The following is a 24,743-nucleotide window of genomic DNA, read 5'->3' as shown; positions in this document are numbered from 1 at the left end:
TACAAAGCAACTTAACCTGTTCATATACAACCGATTGACTCACACTTGAATAAAAAACTGGAAGCGAACATTTACGATCAGCCTATCGTTTTGTAGTCAGGCGGGCAATGTGCGGGAAAGTGCTTTTTCAGTACCTTTACCCGACCAAACGGCCTTGCCGCTACCCGTATGCTCGATTCACTGCTTTCACCTTCATCATCAGCCATAACCGCTTCGCCGGCACAATCTGATTCACCTGTTCTGTACACCTCTTCGTTAACCCAGTACATTCGCCGGAAAACCAGCACGGTTACGATTGGCGATGTGCCGATGGGTTCCGATTATCCTATTCGAATTCAGTCTATGACAACGGTCGATACGATGGATACGAAAGGCTCTGTCGAACAAACGATCCGGATGATTGAAGCCGGTTGTGAGTACGTGCGAATTACCGCCCCCAGCGTGAAGGAAGCGCAGAATCTGGAAAATATCCGTAAGGAACTCAGAGCCCGGGGGTACACAACGCCCCTGGTGGCTGATATACACTTTACGCCCAACGCTGCCGAACTGGCGGCTCGTATTGTTGAAAAAGTGCGGATCAACCCCGGCAACTATGCCGACCGGAAACGATTCGAATTCATCGACTATACGGATGCGGCTTACGCGGCTGAGCTGGAGCGGATTCGGGATAAGTTTTTACCGCTGATTCGGATCTGTAAAGAGTACGGCACAGCCATGCGTATCGGCACTAACCACGGTTCCCTCTCCGACCGGATTCTGAGCCGCTATGGCGACACACCCGTTGGGATGGTTGAATCGGCGCTGGAATTTCTTCGTATTTGCGAAGCCGAAAATTATTATAACATTACCCTTTCGATGAAGTCCAGCAATCCGCAAGTGATGGTGCAGGCTTATCGACTGCTGGTACAACGACTGGACCAGGAAGGTTTGAAACCGTATCCGCTACACCTCGGCGTAACTGAAGCGGGTGAGGCCGAAGATGGGCGAATCAAATCGGCGTTGGGCATTGGCACCCTGCTGGAAGATGGTATCGGTGATACCGTTCGTGTGTCGCTAACCGAAGAACCCGAACGCGAAGCGCCCGTAGCCAAAGCGCTGGTCGACCGGTATACAAACCGGGCGGCCACCAGCCAACCGATTCTTGCCATCACCACGTATCCGATCAATCCATTTCAGTACAGCCGCCGACAAACCCATGAAGTAGCCAATTTCGGGGGACAAAATGTGCCACGCGTTATCGCAGATTTTAGTCAGCTTGCCGTTACAGAACATAAAGATTTGCATCCTATCGGGCATTTTTATCTGCCTGAGCCCGATAAGTGGCGCATGAACGACCTGGGAGCGGACTATATCTATACAGGTTCAACACCTGCCCAGTTCATGTTGCCCAATGGTCTGAAACAACTTCAGGATTTTGCCGTCTGGCAAACCAGTGCTGACCAGGCAAATATATTTCCTGTACTGACAACGACTGACTATTTCCAGGCTCTTGCGAAGGCAACCCAGCTACAGCCCCGGTTGAATTTCGTTCGGGCATCACTGTCCGAACTTTCCGAAGACCTGCTAAGTGCACTGAAAACTGACCGGACCGTTGTCCTGATCGTTTCGACGGACAATGCTCACGCCATGCCGGAACTGCGCCGACTGTTTGTCGAACTCATAAACAGGGATATTACAACACCGGTCGTTGTAGTACGATCTTACCCCGGCTTATCGGTCGAAGACTTGCCGCTGTATGCCGCAACGGATGTGGGTGGGTTACTGATCGACGGACTGGGTGATGGCATCATGCTTTCATCCGCAAATTCCTCAGCCGACGAGTTAAAGCGACTCAACAGTTTATCCTTCGGCATCTTACAGGCGGCCCGCACCCGCATCACCAAAACGGAATACATTTCCTGCCCCTCCTGCGGCCGTACCTTGTTCGATCTGCAGGAGACAACCGCCCGAATACGCCAGCGTACCGATCACCTGAAAGGGGTTAAAATTGGCATTATGGGTTGTATCGTTAATGGGCCGGGCGAAATGGCCGATGCAGACTATGGGTATGTAGGCATTGGGCGCGATAAGATTGCCCTCTACCGCGGCCAGCAGGTCATCAAAAAGTCTGTTCCTGCCGACCGGGCCGTCGATGAACTGATCGAGTTAATCCGGGAGGACGACCGGTGGCTGGAGCCCACACTTGAGAATGCGCTTTAGCAAGTTTTATCAGTAAAACAGGTAATGTTTTGGCGAATTAATTTGTTCTTAAATAGAACAATTGCGTTCGACTTATTCTTGTCTTTTTGTCATTCAGCACCCGTTAAACGGTGGTTTAGCCACTCTAGCTTGTGAATAGATTCATTGATTATTTAAAGATCGGGCCTGTTTTCGCTTATTTTTTGCGCGTATTCCGTAAACCCGATCCAAACCATCCAACAAGCGTCAATCTTCGGATGATGCACGGTATCAATCGCATTTCGATACTGATGTTTTTGATGGCTATAATTGTGTACACCGTTCGCCATTGTGTTCGATGAATACAGAAACACTGCGTGAGTATTGTCTGGGAAAACCCGGTGCGTCCGAATCCTTCCCCTTCGGGAACGAAACGCTGGTTTTTAAGGTAGGCGGAAAAGTTTTTGCGTTGTTGGCCCTCGAAAGTCGGCCAACGACAATAAACCTAAAATGCGACCCCGAGCGGGCAGTTCAACTGCGGGAAGAGAATAGCGCAGTAATGCCGGGCTATCACATGAACAAGACGCACTGGAACACGATTACGATCGACAGCCGGGTGCGCACAACCGACATTCAGGAGTGGATAGACCACTCGTATGACCTCATTAAAAAGAGTTTGCCAAAGGCTGTTCAGGCAGAACTTATCTAAATCAATCACTTGCCGGAACAGCCCCAAACAGTTAATTTCGCAAGGGTAGCAAAAATTAGAATCGGTTATGGAAGTTGTACTTTTAAGTCTGCTTTTCGGAATGTATCTGACCATCCGTTTCTTCCTGATGGACCATGATAGCCCGTCTGATAAAGACCGAAAACGATTTCAGAAAGGCATTGAACTGGTAGAAACCCGGAAATTCGTGGATGCTCATCATTATTTTGATGACATAGTCCGCCAGTATCCGAAATCAGCCATTGCCTATGCTTACCGGGGCAAATGCCAGCTCGTTCAGGAGAATTACTATTCGGCCATTTATGATTTGACGCAGGCTATCAACCGGGATAATACTCTGGCTGAATGCTACCTGGATCGGGGTATTGCCTATTATCATACTGCCGACTACCAGCAGGCATTTCGGGAATTTGACAAAGCTGTCTGGCATTTTCGGGATGAAAAGCCAGACGCTTATCGCTGGAGGGCCTTAGCTCGCATTCAGGTTCGTCAACTTCCCCAGGCGGAAAATGATCTCCGCCGGGCGGTTTCGTTAGGTGATGAGAACTCCTTTCATATACTACTTCAGCCCCCCTTTACTCGTCCGGTCTATCAACAGAAATAACGTTTTTGATAGGTAGTGCCAACCAGACCTTTTCAGGCTGTATACGTTTCGCTACCAGTTGGCGTGTTTTAATTTGTTCGGGTCCAGTATCCGAATACCGTCGCTTCCAATTTCAATCAGGTTGTCCTGCTTAAACTCGGTCAGTATTCGAATGAGTGACTCCGTTGCTGTTCCAATCACAGCGGCCAGATCATCCCGCGATAGTTTAATACGCATGGTTGGTTCACCAGTGGGTGATAGACTCAACCGCAGTAATGTATCGCCCACCCTCCGACGCAGGGAGCCATACGCCATGCTCAGCAACTGAACCTCTTTTTCACTAACGTGTCCGGCCAGTAAACTGACAAACTGCCGCCCGGCCGCGGGACGGGAGGCCAGATACTGCAAAAAATCATCTTTAGGAATATAGACCAGTTCGCAATCGTCCAGGGTGACGGCAGAGTCCGTATAGTTTGTTCCTTCCAGTAAAGCCAGATAGCCAAAAAACTCATCGGCACCGTACAGACCCGTTACCAGCTCTTTGCCATCATGGTTAGTCCTGATGGTTTTCACCCGACCACGTTTAAGGTAATAAAGCCTCGTGGGATCATCACCTTCGCTGTATACAAATTGCTTCTTATGAACCCGATGTACCTTTCGGTCAACGGGTAATGCATATAGACCAGCGTCTGGCTGCCCATTATCCATTGTGGTTGGATTTTGAGCGTGGTTGTCAACGGATTCGATCCGCAGGTTGGTAAACCGGTTAAGCCGTCCTTCAATGGCACTCAATAATTCACTTTCATCAAACGGTTTAGTCAGGTAGTCATCGGCCCCCAACTCCATCCCCCGGCGGAAGTCCATCCGTTCGGATTTAGCCGTTAAAAAAATAAAGGGAATACCCGATAGAACCGGGTTTTTATTAACGATATGCAAGACACCATACCCATCAAGAACCGGCATCATGATATCGCAGATTATTAGATCGGGTTTATCAATCAGTGCCCGTTCGACACCCGCCTTTCCGTTTTCGGCAGTGATGACCCGGTAGCCAGCCAGTTCCAGTATTTCGGCCGTATTTTCCCGAATATTGGTGTTATCCTCAATTATTAGAATGGTTTTCATAAGGGAGTTGGATTGTTACGGTGGTACCTTCGCCCAGTTCGCTGTACAGGTTAATGGTCCCTTTTAGAATTTCAATATACTTGGCAACAATGTGTAAGCCGAGGCCGGTACCCTCGAAGTTGGTCGCATTCTTGGCCCGAAAAAACCGCTCGAACAAGTGTTTCTGATCGTCAGCGGATATGCCAATGCCATGATCGATGATGATGATCGTCAACACGGAATCCTTACAATCCAGTCTTAACCGGATACCTTGACCTTCTGATGAATACTTGATCGCGTTGGTCAAGATATTCACCAGTATTTTTCGCAGAAGCGAGGGGTCTGAGAGAATAGGGTGTGTACACTCGAATTCCGTTTGAAAATATTGCCCTTCCTTTAACATGCCCTGCAAATCGGCCAACGCTTCATTGACGAGCGAGGGAACACTGACCCATACGGATCGGGCCTCAATACGCCCCTCTTCGAGCCGACCAACGGACAAAAACTCTTCGAGGATGTTATTGAGATGGTTTACTGACGACTTGATCCGAAGAATGTGCCGTTGCCGTTTTTCCTGCTGATCGAGCTCAGGGTATTTTTCAATTAGCGATGCGGAGGTCAGCACGGCACTTAAGGGCGTCCTGAATTCGTGCGAAGCCATTGACACAAATCGGGATTTCAACTCCCCCAGCTCCCGCTCGGTGGCGAGTGCTTTTGCCAGTTCATCTTTGGACTGTTCGAGCTGGTGCAGGGTGGCCATGAGGGCTCTTGTCCGGTTAACGACTTTTTGCTCAAGCTCACTGTTGAGTTGCTCGATCCGACTCTTTTGCTCAAGAAGTGCCTGCTCCGCTTCCTTCTTAAAACTGATATCGAGTATATAAGCAGCAATGTATAATGTATCAGACTGGCGAAAGTAGCTCAGGCTGATTTCGGCCGGAAAAACGGAATTGTCTTTCCGTTTCGCGTATAGATCCCGCCCATGGCCCATGGCCCTGACTTGCGGATTCGACGTAAAAGAAGCCCTTAGCTGTTTATGTTGATGCTCAACATTTTTTGGAACAAGAGCATCGATACACAAACCAGTCATTTCTGACTCCTCATACCCAAATAGCCGCTGGGCAAATTGGTTAGCTGACCGAATAATACCATTCTCATCCGAAACAATTATTGCAATTGTAGCGTGGGTAAAAACCGCTTCAAATGAGTAACCAGTCATACAATTCACTATTTAAGGCTGCAATGTAACAATGAAAATCTGTGCAGTACTTGACAAATGCCCCCCAAAAAACTGATATTAATCAGTTTTTTGGTTGACTTGACTCAATGCCGAACAGGAAGATGCCTGCCATCTTTACAGCTATTAACCCGGTTTATTGTCATGGTAACTCATTCGCCGTCGCTGACAGCGTCTTCTCAATCAACTGTACTGCTCGTTCTCACCCCGACTACTCCCACTATGAGCGACGCATTAGAGCAGTTATTGAATAAGATTCAGGCTGTTTTACATTCAACTGTGCGAACAATACAGGTGAGTGAAGCAACCCATCCTGAGGTGGTCAGTAGTTTTAACTTTGCCTCGCTGCCAGCACTCGCTCTTTTGCAACAGGGTCAGGAGATATGGCACTACACGGGTGCCCTTGATAAGCCGGAAATTTTCAGTCATCTATATAATCAGATACCGAAAGCATTCCTTAAAACATTACCAATCCCTACATATGAACCAGACGACAGTACTAAACCCAGCTAATTTGTCCGCAACTATCGAAGGCTGTCATCAGGACCACCAATATTGGCAACAAATCATTCGTCGGCAGGAGGAAGAAATAAGCCAGCTTCGTTCGCTATTACACGATGTGATGGAGCAACATAACTACCGCAGTCTTCAGTACGATGCTGTCGATTATGACCAGGCGCTGAACCATCTACAATCTGACATAAAGCAGTTGCGGCAGACAATGATCTGCGAGAGTACGGAATGCCTGAATCCTGTTAGAAATTTAACCTGCACCAACGCACGATTCGGCATATCGACGACCATAGAGCGGCATACCACGAAAGTAATCAATGATTTTTCCCGCGTTAAAGACGGTTGTTTACAATTCCTATCCGGAATGATGAGCTTGAATCTGTTATAGCCTACCAACTTTTCCTCTTTTTTCTTTATGATCTCGATTGACCGGTGGGTACGTACCTACCGGTCAATCGAGACTTTTTGTTTAGCAGCAACTTATTACGACATTTAACCACACCTTTTTATCTACTCTTACTTTTTAAATAACCCGATGGATATAACGCAGGTATTCGACAAAAACAGTGATTGGATTTCAGAAAAGCTGGCCGTTGATGCAAACTATTTTAAGAATCTGGCCAAAGGCCAACATCCGGAATGCTTATACATTGGCTGCAGTGATAGCCGGGTAACTGCTGAAGATTTGATGGGGGTTCAGCCGGGCGAGGTGTTCATTCACCGCAATATTGCCAACCTTGTTGTGAGTACCGACAACAACCTCAACGCCGTGGTGCAGTATGCAGTCGAATACCTCAAAGTCAAACACATTATCGTTTGTGGCCATTATGAATGCGGTGGTGTCAAAGCAGCTATGAACCCGAGCGATATGGGCCAACTCAACAGCTGGCTCCAAACGCTGCGGGATGTGTATCGCTTACACCAGGCCGAGCTGGACGCGATTGCGGACGCTCAGCAAAAGTTCGACCGGCTTGTCGAACTTAATGTGCGGGAGCAGTGCATCAACATCATTAAAATCGACCACGTGCAAAAAGCCTGGCATGCCACCAACGGTGAACTCAAGATTCATGGTTGGGTATTCGATGTACGAACCGGCAAACTAATCGATCTGGAGCTGGATATGGTAAAGGAGTTCTCCAGCCTATACAGCATTTATAGCCTTCACCCGGAAATCTCGTATCCAGAACTCACCCCATAGAGGCCATTGCCTTGATAACCCCATTGGCGGGGTCCAGCCAACTTTCAAATTCCGTTCCTATTTGATCGAACCGAACCCGGTGCGTGATGTATGTAGTTGGGTCGACCTGACCCGACTTCATACTCGCGATAACGTGTTCAAAATCGGGGCGGGTGGCATTCCGGCTGCTCATCAGGGTGCCTTCCCGTTTGTGAAGTTCGGGATGGCTGACGCTGATATCACCCTTCTGTAAACCCACCAACACGTACCGACCGCTGTGCGCCAGATAGGAAAACGCGGTGTTAATGGCCCGCAGGCTCCCGGTTGCGTCAATCACTACGGTTGGCATATCGCCATGGGTAATGGCCGCAAGCTGCTCCACAACATCGGGTGACTGTGCATTGATGGTATGCGAAACACCCAGTCGCTCGCGGCAAAAGGCGAGTCGTCCTTCGTTTATATCCAGCGCAATGACCGTTCCACCCGCAATCCGGGCAAACTCCATCGTGCCTAAGCCAATCGGGCCTGCTCCCACTACCAGCACCATCTCGCCCGGTTGAATATCGGCCCGTCGAACGCCGTGGGCGCCAATGGCCAGCGGCTCAACCAGGGCCAGTTCATCGTGACTTAAGCCATCGCCATGCACAAGGGAATACGACGGCACCGACAGGTATTCAACCATGCCGCCATCAATATGGACCCCAACCGTTTTCAGTTGGACACAACAGTTGGGCTTACCGGAGCGGCAGGCTATGCAATGGCCGCAATTGAAGTACGGAATAAAGGTAACCGCTTCGCCGGGCTGAAAATCGGGAGCTCCGTCGGCTTCTACCAGATCACCGGCCAGCTCATGACCGAGAATACGAGGGTAGTTAAAAAAGGGCTGTGTTCCTTCAAAAGCATGGAGATCGGTACCGCAGATACCGATTCGGCGGATTTTAATAATTGCCTGACCAGGAGTTAGTACTGGCTTTTCGGCTGGTTGATAGGTTAGCGTTCCGGGGGTGGTACACACCAATGATTCCATAGTCGAGTTGTATTGGTTTGCCAAATATACAGATTGGCTTACCGACTGAAATTTGCCACCTAACCCACTTTAGCGGGTATTGATCGGGACATTTTTTCCGTCGGCAAGCCAATGTACACGTTTCTCTTTTCTTTATCGAATGCTCAGGACAGATTTCTTATAGGTGGCCGTCCGGGCGTCGTTAATCACGCCTTTCCAGTTCAAGCCAAAGCCGAAGTCGTAGCTGTTTCCATCCGCATCGACATAAGGCGTCATATCGCGGGGAACGTCTTCGGCTTGCGCTTCGACGGTTTTCATGTCGGCAGGGAACTGCATAGGCAACAAAGCCGATGGCTCATGCGCACCGGTAAGGATGTCGAGCAACGCCTGATCCTGTACCCCAAAGTGGGCCAGAATAGCGTTCGATTGCTTTTCAAACTCACCCGCTACGGTTGGGTTCGACACTTGCAGCGACACGATGACCGGCTTGCCTTTCATGTTGGCATAGGTCTCGGTCACCATTTTCAAGTCGGAACTGTTGATCGTTTTGGCTGTTTTACCGTTATAGGTCCGGTTCGTGAATTTCTCCAGCGGGTCGCCACCGGCAATGCTCGGGTCACGGGTGCCCTGCGCCGTATAATCACCAAACTGCAAACTCACCGGCACGTAGCCCGTACCACCTTTTTTGGCATCGCCCGAATCATAACCACCACCCGAATTAGGGCTCTGAATAAAGACAAGTGCATAGTCAGCCTCGTCAGGATTTTCAGTCACGTTAAAGTATTTTTTAACCACAGACAGGTTTACGGGATATTCCAGCTTTTCAGGAATTTCCATACCCAGAAAATTACGACCCGCCGGTGTAAAGCGTTTGGGAATGTATACCGTCTTTCCTTTTGAAAGTGGTAAGGCTCTGGCTTTGTTCTTAAGCATCACCACCGATTCAAGCTGGGCCTGGTAACCCGCTTTCATAAACTCGGCAGTACCAACCGACTTTAAAGCAACCTGCGGGTCTAAATAAGGGTTTTCGAAAAGGCCCACTCTGAAAATATTCTTCAGTAACCGCACGGCTGATTGCTCGAACCGGGCGCGCATAAAGGCCGCACCGTGTTCTTTAACACCCATCTGGTAGGCATCAGTGACGGGTTTAGCCTCGTTATTCCCACCAAACTGATCGACGCCATTCATCAGAATTTTGTAGTGCCGTTCGGCCAGGGTCATTTTCTCTACCCCCCATGATTTGCCGGTCAGGAACACATCAACAGCCGTTTCATCGCCCGTGATAAGCCAGTCGGTACAAACGACGCCGTCATACTTGTATTTCGTCCGGAGCAGGTCGTGTATGATGTATTTGCTGTAGCTATTACCCACGTTTTCGCCATACTTCTTGTCCTGATTAAAGGAAATGGTGTAATACGGCATCACTGCAGATGCCATTCCTGTTTTCCCTTTTAGCTTGAAAGCGCCATTGAGAAAGGGTAAAAAGTGCGACTGAAAATTCTTACCCGGGTAAACGGCATATTTGCCATAGGCATAGTGGGCGTCACGGCCACCTTCTCCAGAACCACCACCCGGCCAGTGTTTCACCATGGCGTTAACGCTGGCATACCCCCAGCCGCCCGTAATTTCGTTAGCCCCCGTTGATGTTTGAAAGCCATCAATGTAAGCGCGGGCCATGTCGGTAGCCAGTTTAGGGTCCTCGCCAAAGGTGCCGCTGGACCGGTTCCAGCGTGGGTCTGTAGCCAGGTCTACCTGCGGAGAGAGGGCCGTGGCAATGCCCAATCCACGGTATTCGGTAGCGGCAATCTGCCCGAATTTTTGCACCAGCTCGGGATTGAAAGTAGCGGCCAATCCTAACGAACCGGGCCACATAGAAATTGCTCCTCCTGCCCCGGCATTAAATTCGGCATCCGCACGGGTGCCATGCCTTGGATCAGAACTGCTGTTTATGGGGATACCCAGGCCGAGACCCTCAGCCAAGGCCTGGGCATTATTATTCCATTGGGCAGCGGCTTCTGGACTTTGAACGGACGTGATCAGGACGTGGCGGAGGTTATCTTTGGTTAAAAACTCCCGTTGCTGATCCGACAGATCCGAGACCTTTGCGCCACTCTGGGCAAATATCTTACCGTTATAGGTACCGGCAAATGGGCCACCGGCCGCTGCCGGAATGGGCTGGTGTTTACTGTACAGCATAAGTCCGGCAATCTGCTCGACCGTCATTTTAGACGCCAGATCTTTGGCCCGCACATCGGCCGGTAACCGCCAGTCTTCGTATTTGTCCAGTTTCCCGTTCTTATTCAGGTCTTTAAAGGCAAAGCCTTTATCGGTTACCAGCTTCACCCCTGAACCAGTTGAATATCCCAGCGATTGACCGCCTTTGTTAATGACCTTTATCCAGTTACCTACTGTTGCCTCCGACCAGTTCTGGCCGAACGTCATGGAGACTGAGATCGTGCTCAGCAAACCAATGTAAATTGTCCTCTTTATCATAGTCTTTATTAATTATTCAACTTTGGCCGTTCAACCTGACTAATTAGCCATCCCTTAACGTATAGCCATTGTCGGCACTACTTTCTCACGCCGTAGTATTCCTCCCAGAAAGCCATTTGGGCCTTTGTCGGAAGCGGGCGGCTACTAATCGCTTTATCCAGGATCATGACACGCTCCGCTTCAGGCGTATAGACCGGCCAGTTCGGCAGCCCTCTCCCATTTGGATTACCGGTTTTAGCAAAATTGACCCAGTACGATGACATAACATCCGCAATGTGCTGATCGACGGGCTCCCAGGGACGGTTAAGCGTGTGTAGGTTGTTATACGCGTAAGCGATCTCACCAGAGTGAAACGCCCCAAATTGCGAGTCTGGACTGGATGCAGGCAGTTTGCGGTTGAAATTGTAGACATAGACCGGAGCTTTCCCGGTTTTATGCTGCATTTTCGCCCAGGTATAATCCTGAATACCAAAGGTTTCATCCCGATTACTATTGCCTTCCGATTGAGCAGCCTGATCATCGGTCTGTCCTGGGTAAAGTGCCAAAAAAGCGTCTGCTTTATCGCCAAATCGTTTTTTCACCTTTTCCCGATACGCATCTGCTTTGGCAGGTGGGCCCGTTAATTTGTCGTCCTGGTTCCACCCGACAATGAGTGGAACATCGTTTTGATTTGACTGGGCATATATGTTCATCACCGATACGGGTACCACATAGCCATCAACCACCGGCGCACTGAGTCCACCGGTCGCTTTCAGAATCTCTTCAGCCGATTTGGCCCGTAGTTCCGCCAGCGACGATGCCTTGAGCGATGTGGCGAAAGCAACTCCCTGCTGCTCGGCTCCGGACAAGGTCAGTTTGGGACGCAGGGGGCTATCGACAAAACTTCCCCCACTCTCGGCGATAGCTTTTTGAAACAGCCCTTTTGCCAGGGGGGACGCCGTCAGAAAGTTTACGGCAAACGCGCCCGCCGACTGACCGGCAATGGTGACATTACCCGGATCGCCACCTAAGGCCGCGATATTTTTCTGAACCCATTTGAGCGCGGCAATCATATCGAGCAGGGCGTAATTTCCCGAAGCATTATGTCCCGACTCCTGCGATAGTTCAGGGTGAGCCAGGAATCCAAAAACGCCGAGCCGGTAGTTGATAGTAACAAAAACGACCCCTTTTTTGGCCATAGCCTCGCCGTCGTAAATGGGGCAGGCTCCTCCCCCGCTACGAAAGCCGCCACCGGGAATATAAACCACGACCGGACGTTTTTCCGTAGCCGATTTTGCCCCGGTCCAGACATTCAGGTACAGACAATCTTCGCTGATCGGTTCTGCCGGAATCAGGAACTCCGACGACCAATACATAAACGGGGCGGGTTTGCCCTGCATCGGACTTGGCCCAAACGCCTTACAGTTTCGAACATTGGTCCAGTTTTCCACGGGTTGTGGGGCTTTCCAGCGCAGGTTACCAACCGGGGGAGCCGCAAACGGAACACCTTTGACGATCCGAACGTCGCCCGCTTTGTTGGTCGAGCCCTCTATCCGCCCGTTTTCTGTTTTAATGACCACCGCCTGGCCGAAGGTGGTCAGTGAAGTGGCAAACAGGAATATGAAAGCGAGTTTTTTCATTAGCTATAAGCTGGTGTTCTCCAGCAATCATCGATTAAAGAATGGGTTTATCTTCCGCCACCCGCACTACGACCGGACCAATTAAGCCGGATTCAAGCAGGGGAGAATCTTTCTGGTAATGCTTCCAGGTTGTGAAGGTTACCCGACCATCGGCTGGTTTGGGTTTACCTTCCTTATACCATGTTGGTAACTCGACAATGCCCCCCCCGCTCAGACTGGCAAAACCACTCGATCCGGCTCCCGGTGTGAACTTGTCAGGGTCAGGTAGTTGCTCATCACCAATCAGCCGGTTCGGCCAGAGGTTCGTTACGCGAATTGCCACCGTATTGGCTCCGGCTTTCACCGAATCAGTTATATCGATCAGGTAAGGCCGCTTCCAGAAAACCCCCAGGTCATTTCCATTGACGATTACGCCAGCCATCACCTCAACCCGACCCAGATCGAGAAATAGCCGTTTACCAGCGGCTTTAGCGCTAACCGGGACAGTAAATGTTTTGGTGTACGTTGCCGTACCGGAAAAATATTTGACACCCACCTGCTCGTGGTTCGTCAGGGACATCAATTTTGGAAGGGTAATTTGTGCCGGTGCACCCAAATTGGGCGGAAAGCTCACCTGCCACGAACCGCCCAATTCCATGGGTGACTCCAGGCTGGTGATGGGTAGCGCTGTTTCCCGACCGGTGGAATCCAGCACCGAATAGCGGCCATTTTGCCAGAAACGAAGCGCCGATTTTCCATCTTTCGCCAGCTCGACGGTTGGCAGATCAGCCGCCTGAGGCCGTGCCTGACTCACCAGCTGCCTTATCCGATCTTCACTGAGCGCTTCGGGTAGCAGTTGGGGTTCGCTCAAATCGCCGTTGTAAAATGACGCCCCGTCGGGTAGGTAAGCTTGCCCTAAACCGGGGTGAATAATGTCGGAACTGCCCTTTTCCTGCTGCACCCGTTGTCCATTCACAAACACCGTCGGTGCACCGTCTCTATAGACAAGGGCAATATGGTTCCACCCTGACAGTCCCACCGTCGCTGCCATTTTGAACAGGGGACTTCCGTCTGAACGCTCCCAGACGGCTACGCCATTTCGCCCAATAGCCAGCCCGCAAGTGGCGTGTCCAGCCCCATATAACCTGGTTCCCGATGGTGGATAGATCGCATAATTATCCGTCCAGGAATTCCTAACTGCCTCCCGTAACCCATTGGTCGACAACATTATATTCAGTTCTGGCTTAGCCCACAGGCTGATCGTAAAGTTGTTCGTGACGTCCTTATATAGCTTCCGGTCCGGACTGGGAAAAGGCTTTGACGATAGAAGCACATCACCGCCCAGCTTAACCGCCTGTATCCGCTTTGGCGAAGCAGGCGAACGAAACACCACAAATACCGACCCCGCCGATTCGAGCGGTACAGCGACTTGGGTTCGTCCATTAGTGGTAGCATACATAGCAACGGGCGTCTGTTTTCCCGTTGCCGCATCCCACAATTCCGGCTTCAGGCCATCGACGCGGAATGTACAAACCAGTTCTTCACGCATTCGGCGTTGGTTAGCCAGAAAATAGACCTGTGTATTCCCGATTCGTCTATGAATGTAGGTGACGGGCGCATCGCCTGAACGAGATGTGATCTCAACATCAGGGTTTATAGCCAGTGTTGTCAGCACCGCTTGAATCGGCTGCCCCCCAAACACACGCCCTTTTCCCAACCGGTGTTCCGTTCCAGTTGCCTCCTTCCCCCAAATTTCAGTAACCAGCTTTTGAAATTCGGCACCGCCCTGCGCATGCGCCTGTAATCCAAGCGTCGTGACAGGCTTATTCCCCACCAATACCAGGCCGTTATTCACCAGATCACGAAGTTTGCGTAACAACTCGATACTCAACGCTTTATGATCCTGAAGTACCAGTACGCGGTAACTCATGCCATCGGGAAGGGTAAGGTTACCCTTGTTTATCACCGCCCGTTTGATGATCGTTTCGGCGTTGATCAGATCATAATCATACCCTTCGGGCGGGGTTGGCGTTAGCTCATGGGGTTCTACCCTGGCATACTGGTTGCCATCTTCGCCGGTAAAGTAAGCGAGGTCGGCCACGAACAGACCTTGTTGTAATAAGGTCTGGCAACGGGCAATGTAATCCAGCCACGACCGCCCCTGGCTCCACCAGGTCGTTGTCCGGTCGAAGTGAATTCCCCACGGTCCCATCGTCATGCCCGGCACGGCGGTTGGATGTGGCTGGTGGGCGTACCGGTGGAAAATGATCTTGTTCAGGCCCTGCGTAAACATTTTGTCGCCCAGGGCTTTCATGGCAAATGGGTATTCCTGCCAGCGGGCTGATTCGGGTTCGCCCGTGAAGGCTTCGGCACCCACTACCTGCGGACGAGCCGGAGTGCCCCCCCCGACCGTTTTACCGTTGATGTGGGCAATGGAAGCCGCCAGCTTAGTGGTCCGGCGCATGGTCAGGTTGTTCTGAAAAATAGACGAAAGTCCGTTCCAGAACTCACCCATATTCACATCAACGCGTGCGCCAATCTGCATTTCTTCCATGGGTCCCCGGTCGTAGGGTTCTGTATAGGCCACGATGCCGTGCTGGTGGCAGAGCTCCGTAAAACGGCCATAGTAATTATCGGCCATGAGATCGGCCTGAGTCCGGCGAAAATCCCAGAGGAACCGTTCGGTTGTATCGACACTGTCAACCAGACGGCCGGTTAGCGTGGGCAGGTAGTTGATCAGCGAGTAACCAGAGCGTTTCTCGAATGCCTGTGGAAACTGGGCTGTCCAGTTCTGCATACCCACCTCGTAGCTGTCGATCAATAAGCCAACGCCCCCTTTTTTGGTTAATGGCTTCAGGGTAGGCAACAGCTGCTCCATCATTTTATTAAAATGGAAGTCAATAGCCGCCGTGTTGTATTTATCACATTCCAACCCAATACCGGTATCGGGCGCCGACCGATTCAGTTCGCCTTTCGGGGTATACCCTACCCGTAAAATGGTCCAGTTTCCCGCCGGTGCGTTCCAGTTGAGTACCCCATCTTTATCCATAAAGCGGGTAACATCCACGATGGTATTCAGCTTGATAGCCGTTTTTTCGTTGCCCTCCTGATCGGGCGTGACACCCATGACGGCAAAAGTGTTGTTTGTTTTCTTCTTCCAGTCGGCCAGCCGGGCAGAGCTCGAAAACTGCATCTGTGAAAACTGCCTGGCTCCGGGCGAAGTAATCCGGAAGTACTTCGCTTTCGTTGCGACAAACTCGCCTAAACTGGGCGAATTCTCCGATGATCGACCGGTGCTGATGGTCGATACCTTCCGAAACGTCGTGCCGTCATCAGACACCTCCAGCACTAGTTGCGGACCACCACCGAAGCCACCGCCACCACCAGAAGACGCGCCAACCGGTTTACTCAAAAACGCAATGGACCGGGCTTCGTAGGGCTGACTAAATTCGACCTGTAGGTAGGCCGATTTGCTTCCTTCAACGGGCGAAATGCTCACTCCTTTATTTCCGGCCAGTTGATCGAGTGATACCGGGGCATTAGTGCCATTTACCGTCGCCTTGCTGATCAGGGATTGTAAACTTGCTTCGCCAGGAAGGGACGGGAACGCAATAACGGCCACATCCCGATAAAAATCCAGCTTGTTCATGGGCTTGGGCAATGCACTCACTACGGCCTTACCGCCCGTGACGTAGGTTTCACTCCACGTCACTTCCTGCATCGCCAGTTCAGGGGTAATCCACGGCCCGCCACTCGACGACCAGCCGGGGCAGTTGTGCATGGTAAACTCCAGGCCCAGCCGCTCGGCTTCCTTGATGGTATGTTCTTTCAGTTTGAGCCACTCGGGGCTCAGGTACACGACGGGGCCTTTGGGAATCCCCGTTCCGGCATCGAAATTCTGAAAACCGCCGAGGCCAATCTGCTTCATCGCTTCCAGATCGCGGGTGATTCCATCAGCGGTAACATTACCGTTCATCCAGTGCCACCAGCATTGAGCCCGTGCCGACGTTGGCGGATTCAGGAAAGCGTCTACAAATGAGTCAGCCGCTCCGTTAGTCGGAGCGGCCTGTTTCTTATTGATACTAATGATGCCAGATGGCGTAATGAGTGCTACTAAACCAGCACTGGAGCTGTTTTTTAAGAACGTTCGTCTTTTCATCTAGTTTTGGACAAGTCAGCGGTGAGTCAGTTGGACTAACGAAATAACAAAGGCGCAAATGCGTGGAGATTGTCCCGCCAGGCCAGAAAGGTGTGCCCGCCCGGCACTTCGGTGTATTGGTATTTGATACCATATTTATCGAATAGCGCCATCATATTCTTATTGTTCTGATAAGCGATATCAGCGGGCCCGCCCATTGCCAGCCAGAATAATTTCAGGCGGTTGATCTCCGGATTTTTCAGCACGCTCTGGTACTTCGTTGCCAGTTCGTCAATGACCGGCGGGAAATAACCCGTACTTAAAGGCAGGATATAGCCAAACTTTTCAGGGTTCCACAAACCAATGTTGAGTACCTGAACACCGCCCATCGACAGGCCCGCAATAGCGCGATCGTTGCGTTTGGTCGACACCCTAAAGTTTTTTTCGATATAGGGCATAACACTCCCCAGAAAATCCTGACAGAACGGATCCTGTTCCGGACCAGCCCCCATATGAAGCCCCGGAACCGGGGTATGTCCGGCGGGCATCACAACCAGCATCGGCTTTATTTTTCCCTCAGCCAGCAGGTTATCCAGAATGAAATTGGCCCGGCCAACTGTCATCCAGCTTGCATCATTATCGCCCCCGCCATGCAGTAAGTACAGCACGGGCAATTTAGCGGTCGACGTTTCATAACCGGGTGGCGTATAAACGTGCATTCGTCGGGTTATGCCCAGAGATGACGAAGGGTACCAGACAAGTTCGACACGACCATGCGGCACATTTTTCAGGGACAGATAATCGACGGACTGACCCGGCATCTCCACCAGATTCGACAAACCGTTCAGGCTTTCCTTAAACCTTGGATTTTTAGGATCAAACGTTTTGATACCATCCACCGAAAAATCGTAGGTGTACAGGTTGGGAGTGAGTGGTCCGACCAGGGCTGACCAGACGCCATTTTCCTGCTTTGTCAATTTTGTGGGAGAGGGAGTGGTCGAAAAGTCTCCACCTACCGTAACCTCCGTGGCTTTGGGGGCATAGATACTGAAGCGAATCCGGTTATCCGGCAAAACTCTGGCCGAGACAAGCGTATCGTTGGGCGTTGGGGTCCGAGCCGGGAAATTCTGTGCCTGCGCCAGTCCGGTAATCAGCAGGCTGAGGAGGAGGATACTATTTTTCATTCAAATTACGGGTAGACGGATCAGGGGACAACCACTCCGTTTTGCTTTAAAATTTTGCTAAAGAACAGGACGTGCGAGGGGAGTGAGTTTTCCCAATAGTCCCAGGTATGGGCACCTGGATGCTCCGTATAATCGTGGGGCGTTTGATTGTACACCAGTCGCCGGTGCAATTCCCGATTGGGTTCGATCAGGAAGTCATCGACCCCACAATCAATGATCAGCGGCAAGGCATTGGCTTTCAGTTTGTCAGCCATATTCACAACCGAATTTGCCGCGTATAAATCAGGTGTTGCTCCTACCGGACCTAAAATGCGGGTGAAACCCGGCGCAATCTGTTTCGCAAACTCGGGCGTAATTTTCCAGTGCGTGGTCGACAGGTCGAGCGCTCCACTCATGCTGCCAGCCGCGCAGTACAGCTCCGGATGGCGTCCCGATAGATACAAAGCCCCGTGACCACCCATGCTAAGCCCCGTAATGACCCGTCCTTTCCGGTCGCGGATGGTGCGGTAGGTATTGTCAATTTTCTCGACCACTTCTTTGGTAATGTAGGTCTCGAAAAGGTTGTCTTTCTGAACAGGGCTGTCGAGGTAACCGCTGAGAGGCTCCCCTTCCGGCGTCACAATAATGATATTGTACTGATCCGCCAGGTTATGCAGGAGCATTTTGTCGGGCGTTTTATTCAGCCAGTCGTTGAACTTGCCGCCCCCACCATGCAGCAGGTACAAAACGGGATAGTTCGCTTTCCCTTTGGCATACGAGTTTGGCAGAACGACAGCCGCCCGCAGGTTCTTCTTCATCACGGCCGAGGGCACATCCAGCGAGTCAACTTTAGCGGCAAACGAACGGGCGGAAAAACTAAGCAGGCAAAATAAGAGAAGCGGTCGAATTAGGTTCATAAAACAGGTTATCGAAGGGATATGGTTAAAAAGAAATGACCCCACCCCAACCCCTCCCCTAAAAAAAGGGGAGGGGCTAGAAAAAGGGTTGGTTGTTCTTATGCCCCTCCCCTTTTTTTAGGGGAGGGGTTGGGGTGGGGTCATTTACCACAAAGAACAACGTTCACTTACTTGAACAGCATGGGCGCATATTCATTCAGGTACTGGCGCCAGTTGATCCAGGTGTGCCCGCCTGAGGTTTCTTTATACTGGTACTTGATCTGGTGTTTATCGAGGAGGGCAAGCGTCTTCTTGTTGGCGTCCATCACGAAATCATCTTTGCCGATACCCACCCAGAACAGCTTTTTGTTTTTGTTGAAGGAAGGGTCGTTCAGCGCTTTAGCATATTTGGTTTCAGCTTCGTCGATGGATGCGCCAAAGAATCCCGAGCTAAACACCCCCACGTAGTTGAACAGTTCGGGCCGCGTCAGGCTCACGTCCAGTGTCTGAAAACCGCCCATCGACAGGCCCGCCAATGCCCGGTTTTCCCGGTTCGTCATTACCCGGTATGTTTTCTCGACAGTCGGCATAACGTCGTTCAGAAAGTCATCGGCAAACATGGAGCGTATCTTACTCATCATCTGCGCATCAAAGGCCGCATTGGGCGGTATAGGCATACTGCCGTTTGGCATAACGACAATCATGGGCTTAGCCTGACCGGCCGCGATCAGATTATCCAGAATGAAACCCGCCCGACCAATGGTACTCCAGCCGGAATCATCATCACCGGCACCGTGCAGCAGATAGAAAACCGGATACTTTGTCGAACTTTTTTCGTAACCCGGTGGTGTGTATACGTGCATCCGGCGCATCATGTTCAACGTTCCCGATGGATACCAGACCTCCCGTACTTCGCCATGCGGCACAGTTTTGTTGTCTTCAAAAGCCGTTTCAGCGCCCGGAACAGCCATCATGTTTTCGAGGCTGCTGATGCCTTGCTTAATGATCGGATTTTTAGGGTCCATCGTCCGGACACCGTCTACCAGGAGCGTATACGAATAATAGTCCGGCCGGAGGGGTCCAATGGTTGTGGACCATACGCCCTGCTCATTTTTGGTCAGGTTCAGCGGTTTGAAGACCGTCATAAAATCACCGGAAACGGTCACTTCGCTGGCTTTGGGTGCATAAATCTGGAGCACTACGCGTTTATCGTCCAGCACCCTGGGCGACTTCAGGGTGTCGTTTGGGGTAGGCGTCCGCTGAGGTGCCTGAGCCATAGCACCTGCCGCCATAAATGTTGCGCAGAGGGCTAGTAAAAATCGGGAAGTGGTCATATTGATTTTGAGTGTTTAAGGGTTATGGTTGTAGCTATCGGAATAGATTAGGCAACAGTTTGAAATACAACAGGTGACGCCAGGTACCCCAGTCGTGCGCTCCGTCGCCACCCACGTAGTAATCATGTTTGATGTTATGTTTTTGCAAGGCTTCGTGCAGGGCTACCGCCCGCTTGCCAATCGTTTCTACTTCGCCGGTTCCCTGCCCTACCAGCAGGTAATTTACTTTCTGATTAGCCGCCGGATCGGTTAAAAAAGCCGCACTTACTTTTTCCGTTTCCAGGTCTCCCGCGCTCAGCACGCCAAACGAACTGAACAGGTTGAGGTTCGTTAAACCAACCAGTTGAGTGTGCCTTCCCCCCATCGACAGCCCCGCCAGCGCACGCCCTTTGCGGTCGGCACGGGTACTGTAGGTTTTGTCCACGAACGGAATGATCTGTTTTTTCAGCTCTTCTTCCAAAAGAGGAAATGTTTTTTCGGTATGGGCCGGATCAGAGCGGTGCACCACCTGGTTGTTTGGCATCACGATCAGCATCGGCACCATTTTTCCTTCAGCAATCAGGTTGTCTGCAATGAAATTGGCCCGTCCGTCGAGTGCCCAGCCGGAAGCCAGTTCACCACTGCCCCCCATCAGATACAGCACCGGATATTTCTTTTTTGGGGTATAGCCGGGGGGCGTGTAAATAAACATCTCGCGTTCCCCTTTCAGTACATCCGAGTGGTAGATGTGGCGGGTTACGGCTCCGTGGGGCACTGATTTTGCATCGTAATAGGCCGGACCATCGCCCTGAACGACCAGGTTGCTATAACCGGGCTGGTCATTAAAGCCCGTCAATGTGTTGTTTGGGTCAACAATCGTTACCCCGTCGACAATGAATTTATAGACGTACATGTCCGGCTTCACGGGTCCTACCGTAAGCGACCAAAGACCATCCGTATCTTTCTGAAAAGGAATGGGATCTTTAGCCCGTAAGGCCAGCAGCATCGGACCACCCGTCAGTAGGACCTGCTTTGCATCGGGTGCTTTCAATCGAAAGGTCACGGTATGGTCATCCCGCACCTCCGGAGAGATTACATTGGCTCCAAACGGAAGGAGATTCTGTGTGTTTTTCTGGGGGTTCCAGTCAAGGTTAACATGCGCCTGCTGCGCCCGAACCCAAAGATTGCCCGTCAGCAAAAAAGGTATAATCAGGCTGGTAACTCGATTCATCGCCATTCGATTTTTCTTTGTGTCAAAAGTACATAAAGTTACCATTTGCAAAGCCATAAAGCCCTCGTTTTTGTAAATTTTTCAGGACTTACTAGAACGATTTAGAGGGCTTCTACAGATAAACGCGCTTATCTATGAGGTAAGGAGCGGTTAAAGCCCAGAACGGACGGCAGAAAATTCGCTCGAATGCGTCTACAGCCTAAGTAATAACTTCAGGGTTAGCCTTGACTACATCCCGTTCTCAGTTGGTGGCATCGTTACCGGGAACGATTGCAGAAATAAAAGTCAATTGCAGCTTGAATCAGAGCCAATTTTACGGTCACTTTAAGTCAAATTTGGTCAGCTAATCACCTGTCGACCCTATATGCTGCCATTCAGGTGGATTTAATCTTATCCTTACCCGCATGAAACTACGTACTGCCTCAACCCTGCTTAGCTGTCTGACCACCTTTCAGCTGGCTATGGGAAGCCCATCTGATCTGCCAAAAGTACCTACCCCCACCTTTCGGAAAGATACCATTTCGATCAGGAAGCTGGGAGCGGTTGCTGATGGCTTAACATTAAATACGGTCGCCATCAACAAAGCCATTGACCAGTGCAGCCAGGCGGGCGGGGGTGTCGTGCTCATTCCACACGGACTATGGCTGACGGGTCCGGTTACGCTGAAAAGTAACGTCAACTTACATCTGGAGAAAGGTGCCTTACTCCAGTTCACGAATCGTCGGGAGGTCTATCCTCTGGTAAGCACGACTTGGGAAGGGGAAGAAGCCATTCGTAATCAGGCCCCTATTTCAGGAGTTGGCCTCCAACATATTGCCATCACGGGTGAAGGGATTCTGGACGGTGCCGGGGAAGTTTGGCGAATGGTTAAAAAGGGTAAACTCACTGCTGATCAATGGAAAAAACTGGTCGCTTCCGGTGGGGTGCTAAATGATAAACAGGATACCTGGTATCCAACTGCACAGTCGCTGAAAGGGGCCGGCGAACCGATAAAAGCCGGGCAGCCAATGGCGTATTATGAAGGTATTAAGGATTTCCTGCGCCCAAATATGCTCAGTCTGACTCGCTGTAAGGGTATTCTGCTGGAAGGAGTTACCTTTCAAAACTCGCCCGCCTGGTGCCTTCACCCACTTCTTTGCGAGGATATTACCCTTCGCCGGGTTACGGTTAAAAACCCCTGGTATGCCCAAAATGGCGACGGGCTGGACTTGGAATCCTGCCGAAATGGATTGGTGGATGATTGCACCTTTGACGTCGGGGACGATGGGATCTGCATCAAATCGGGGCGCGATGAACAGGGCCGTAAACGGGGCGTTCCTACCGAAAATATTACGGTTCGTAATAGTCGCGTCTATCATGCACATGGTGGCTTTGTGATCGGCAGCGAAATGTCGGGTGGGGTAAAAAATCTCTATGTGTCGAACTGTACGTTCATGGGAACCGATGTTGGGCTGCGGTTCAAAACAGCACGGGGCCGGGGTGGCGTGGTCGAAAATATCTTTGTAGATGGTATCAACATGACCAATATTGCCGGGGAAGCCATACTTTTCGACATGTATTATGCCGCCAAAGACCCCGTACCTCAGCAGGGAGAAAGCAATGAACTGCCCGTAATTCCAGCTCAGCCGCTTTCAGAGGCAACCCCCCAGTTCCGATCATTCCAGATCCGGAACGTCACCTGTAAAGGAGCCGAAACGGCCATTCTGATCCGGGGTTTACCGGAAATGGCGGTGAAGGATATTCTGATTGAAAATGCAGTGTTGCAAAGTCACAAAGGGCTGGTATGTATCGAAGCGGAGAACATACGGCTGAAAAACGTGTCGCTGCTCAGCAGTAGTAAAACGATTATGCAAGTGCAGAATAGCCGGAACATTACCCTCGACCATATCGTATATACTCCGACTGCAGATTTGCTGCTACACATCGCGGGCGACCGGTCGAAGGCTATACGGCTCCTTAACACAGATACGACACGGGCACGTAAACAGGTTGAGACAGACCCATCTGTCCCGGCTAATATCCTGACCATGAAAGAATAGACCTGATAAGGAAATGCGTTTATTCGCGGTTAGCCATAGCGTTTACCAGAAACTAATCAATCCCTCTACAATTTAACGACTGGCCCTATAATCCGTCAGCATACCCAGACACATCCAGTTGGCCAGTGCCTGTCGGTTTTGCGCCTGCAAGAAACGACGCTGGTCGAGTGCATTCTGAATATTGCCCAGTTCAATAAATACCGTGGGCGGTTGGCAGTTTTTCACGACGTATAAGGTCCCCCGGCTGCTCACCCGACCCATATAAGGGCGGGCGGGCCGATGCCGTCGGTACATGGCCTGAAACGTTTTATGAATCTGCCTCGCCAGTCGCAACCCGACTTTACTCTGGGGGTGGTGATAAAAGAACACATCCGTCGTTTCGCCCCTGCTCCGGCTATCGACGTGGATGGTAATGAATCGCTGGTATTTCTCTTTATGGCGGGAGAATTGACCGTTCACTGCCGTTGTTGTCTGATGCAGTCGATTTGTCTGGTTGAGGGGTATGGTTTGATTTGGGAAAGCTACCTCGTCGTAATCAATGGGCAATACAGCGGCATCCCGAATACCGTCATTTCGATCCTGCACGATCATGTACACCGTAGCGCCGTGCTGAATCAGCAGCCGGGCGAGCCGTAAAGTCACATCATAGGCGTACTCATCCTCAGGCAAAAGTTGTTTTCCAAAACGACCAATGGCTCCTGGATCGGGACCACCGTGCCCGGAAGCCAGGTAGTATACGGTTCCGCTAAGCTGACCGTCGAGAATGGGGATAGTTGCGTATCCGCTGCCCATGATGGCGAGCTGACGACTTACGGGCAAGGCCACTTTCCTGGTAATGGTCTTTTTTTTCCTGCCTGTGATCACTGGACGATTACGTTTGACAGATCGAGCGGACGAAAGGAGCTTTTTCGATGCAGGTTTTTTCCTGACATGCTTTTTAGCGGCAGCATGAACGTTCGGCTTTTTAGCCTTCTGCCGGGAGGGCGCGCGAACAGGCTTCTTTTTTTGACGGGGTTGCTGGCTGAACCGCAGACTCGGTTTGACAACCGACGAAATAGAAAAAGCTACCGGAGAGGTGATTCCAGAGAGCGTCAGGTAAACGAAAAACAGGGCTAACAGATGCAAAAGACTAAATTAACAATGAAGTAATCGGGACAACCGTCTCACGAAAGAGCTTCTATTCGGACGAAAACAGATGGTCAATGTCACCCGGCGCCGGCCCTCGTTCCTCTTCTTCACAACGAAAGCCCAACGCCTGGTGGTGCGTAAAGTTCATACCCATTACTCGTTTAAAGAACATTGCGGTGGAAATATTACCCACTGGTATGCCTGGTCTTAAAGGGATTTACAAGTTTCTACTAATAATGCAAT

19 protein-coding genes are annotated in these 24,743 nt (G+C 50.9%); 8 read left to right on the top strand and 11 right to left on the bottom strand.

Features of this window, described 5'->3' with window-relative positions:
- The first annotated feature begins 168 nt into the window (after positions 1–168).
- From ispG to ACYVK4_RS14045, 4 genes are all read left to right on the top strand, one after another.
- On the top strand, positions 169–2,199 hold the full coding sequence (ispG, locus tag ACYVK4_RS14060) for a (E)-4-hydroxy-3-methylbut-2-enyl-diphosphate synthase (protein WP_461128151.1): 2,031 nt from the start codon (positions 169–171) through the stop codon (positions 2,197–2,199).
- A gap of 131 nt (positions 2,200–2,330) precedes the next feature.
- A complete protein-coding gene (locus tag ACYVK4_RS14055; RefSeq protein WP_461128150.1) occupies positions 2,331–2,519 on the top strand; it encodes a DUF6728 family protein in 189 nt (62 codons plus the stop codon).
- On the top strand, positions 2,516–2,866 hold the full coding sequence (locus tag ACYVK4_RS14050; RefSeq protein ID WP_461128149.1) for an MmcQ/YjbR family DNA-binding protein: 351 nt from the start codon (positions 2,516–2,518) through the stop codon (positions 2,864–2,866). Before ACYVK4_RS14055 ends, ACYVK4_RS14050 begins: the two co-directional genes overlap by 4 nt.
- A 67-nt stretch (positions 2,867–2,933) precedes the next feature.
- The gene (locus ACYVK4_RS14045) at positions 2,934–3,488 is read left to right on the top strand and encodes a tetratricopeptide repeat protein (protein WP_461128148.1); all 555 of its coding nucleotides are present in this window, start codon (positions 2,934–2,936) and stop codon (positions 3,486–3,488) included.
- A 51-nt stretch (positions 3,489–3,539) separates the two neighbouring features.
- Here ACYVK4_RS14045 and ACYVK4_RS14040 read toward each other — a convergent pair whose 3' ends face one another.
- Positions 3,540–4,592 (bottom strand): response regulator, encoded by a 1,053-nt coding sequence (locus tag ACYVK4_RS14040; RefSeq protein ID WP_461128147.1) that lies wholly within the window; start codon positions 4,590–4,592, stop codon positions 3,540–3,542.
- Positions 4,570–5,787, bottom strand: a complete 1,218-nt coding sequence (locus ACYVK4_RS14035) for a PAS domain-containing sensor histidine kinase (protein WP_461128146.1) — start codon at positions 5,785–5,787, stop codon at positions 4,570–4,572. Before ACYVK4_RS14035 ends, ACYVK4_RS14040 begins: the two co-directional genes overlap by 23 nt.
- 240 nt (positions 5,788–6,027) lie before the next feature.
- Between ACYVK4_RS14035 and ACYVK4_RS14030 the strand changes: the two genes are divergently transcribed.
- The 3 genes from ACYVK4_RS14030 (at position 6,028) to ACYVK4_RS14020 (ending at position 7,516) form a co-directional block, all read left to right on the top strand.
- On the top strand, positions 6,028–6,318 hold the full coding sequence (locus ACYVK4_RS14030; RefSeq protein WP_461128145.1) for a YbbN family protein: 291 nt from the start codon (positions 6,028–6,030) through the stop codon (positions 6,316–6,318).
- Positions 6,287–6,706 carry a hypothetical protein gene (locus tag ACYVK4_RS14025; protein ID WP_461128144.1) on the top strand — a complete coding sequence of 140 codons (420 nt, stop codon included), beginning with the start codon at positions 6,287–6,289 and terminating at the stop codon, positions 6,704–6,706. The genes ACYVK4_RS14030 and ACYVK4_RS14025 overlap by 32 nt, the downstream gene beginning before the upstream one ends.
- A gap of 147 nt (positions 6,707–6,853) precedes the next feature.
- Positions 6,854–7,516, top strand: a complete 663-nt coding sequence (locus ACYVK4_RS14020; RefSeq protein ID WP_461128143.1) for a carbonic anhydrase — start codon at positions 6,854–6,856, stop codon at positions 7,514–7,516.
- Here ACYVK4_RS14020 and ACYVK4_RS14015 read toward each other — a convergent pair.
- From ACYVK4_RS14015 to ACYVK4_RS13980, 8 genes are all read right to left on the bottom strand, one after another.
- Positions 7,506–8,522: a zinc-binding alcohol dehydrogenase family protein gene (locus ACYVK4_RS14015; protein WP_461128142.1), complete on the bottom strand. Its 1,017-nt coding sequence runs from the start codon at positions 8,520–8,522 to the stop codon at positions 7,506–7,508. The two genes, ACYVK4_RS14020 and ACYVK4_RS14015, sit on opposite strands and share 11 nt — an antisense overlap.
- Before the next feature lie 132 nt (positions 8,523–8,654).
- A complete protein-coding gene (locus tag ACYVK4_RS14010; protein ID WP_461128141.1) occupies positions 8,655–10,994 on the bottom strand; it encodes a glycoside hydrolase family 3 protein in 2,340 nt (779 codons plus the stop codon).
- A 77-nt stretch (positions 10,995–11,071) separates the two neighbouring features.
- Positions 11,072–12,613 carry a carboxylesterase/lipase family protein gene (locus ACYVK4_RS14005; RefSeq protein ID WP_461128140.1) on the bottom strand — a complete coding sequence of 514 codons (1,542 nt, stop codon included), beginning with the start codon at positions 12,611–12,613 and terminating at the stop codon, positions 11,072–11,074.
- 34 nt (positions 12,614–12,647) lie between these two features.
- A complete protein-coding gene (locus ACYVK4_RS14000; RefSeq protein ID WP_461128139.1) occupies positions 12,648–16,751 on the bottom strand; it encodes a glycosyl hydrolase in 4,104 nt (1,367 codons plus the stop codon).
- Positions 16,752–16,786: 35 nt separating this feature from the next.
- Positions 16,787–17,914, bottom strand: coding sequence for an esterase (locus ACYVK4_RS13995; protein ID WP_461128138.1), 1,128 nt, complete (start codon positions 17,912–17,914; stop codon positions 16,787–16,789).
- Between the two features lie 20 nt (positions 17,915–17,934).
- Entirely contained in the window at positions 17,935–18,810 is an 876-nt protein-coding gene (locus ACYVK4_RS13990) for an alpha/beta hydrolase (RefSeq protein ID WP_461128137.1), read from the bottom strand.
- 167 nt (positions 18,811–18,977) lie between these two features.
- Positions 18,978–20,123 carry an esterase gene (locus tag ACYVK4_RS13985; RefSeq protein WP_461128136.1) on the bottom strand — a complete coding sequence of 382 codons (1,146 nt, stop codon included), beginning with the start codon at positions 20,121–20,123 and terminating at the stop codon, positions 18,978–18,980.
- A 34-nt stretch (positions 20,124–20,157) separates the two neighbouring features.
- Positions 20,158–21,333, bottom strand: coding sequence for an esterase (locus ACYVK4_RS13980; RefSeq protein WP_461128135.1), 1,176 nt, complete (start codon positions 21,331–21,333; stop codon positions 20,158–20,160).
- 404 nt (positions 21,334–21,737) lie between these two features.
- On the opposite strand from ACYVK4_RS13980, the gene ACYVK4_RS13975 reads away from it, so the two are divergent.
- Complete coding sequence (locus ACYVK4_RS13975) at positions 21,738–23,372, top strand: glycoside hydrolase family 28 protein (RefSeq protein WP_461128134.1); 1,635 nt, start codon at positions 21,738–21,740, stop codon at positions 23,370–23,372.
- Between the two features lie 72 nt (positions 23,373–23,444).
- Here the strand turns inward: ACYVK4_RS13975 and ACYVK4_RS13970 are convergent, their stop codons facing one another.
- Positions 23,445–24,497: an N-acetylmuramoyl-L-alanine amidase family protein gene (locus ACYVK4_RS13970; protein WP_461128133.1), complete on the bottom strand. Its 1,053-nt coding sequence runs from the start codon at positions 24,495–24,497 to the stop codon at positions 23,445–23,447.
- Positions 24,498–24,743 lie beyond the last annotated feature (246 nt).

The sequence above is a fragment of the Spirosoma aerophilum genome (assembly GCF_054782495.1).
This window is presented reverse-complemented; position numbering and strand designations above follow the sequence as displayed.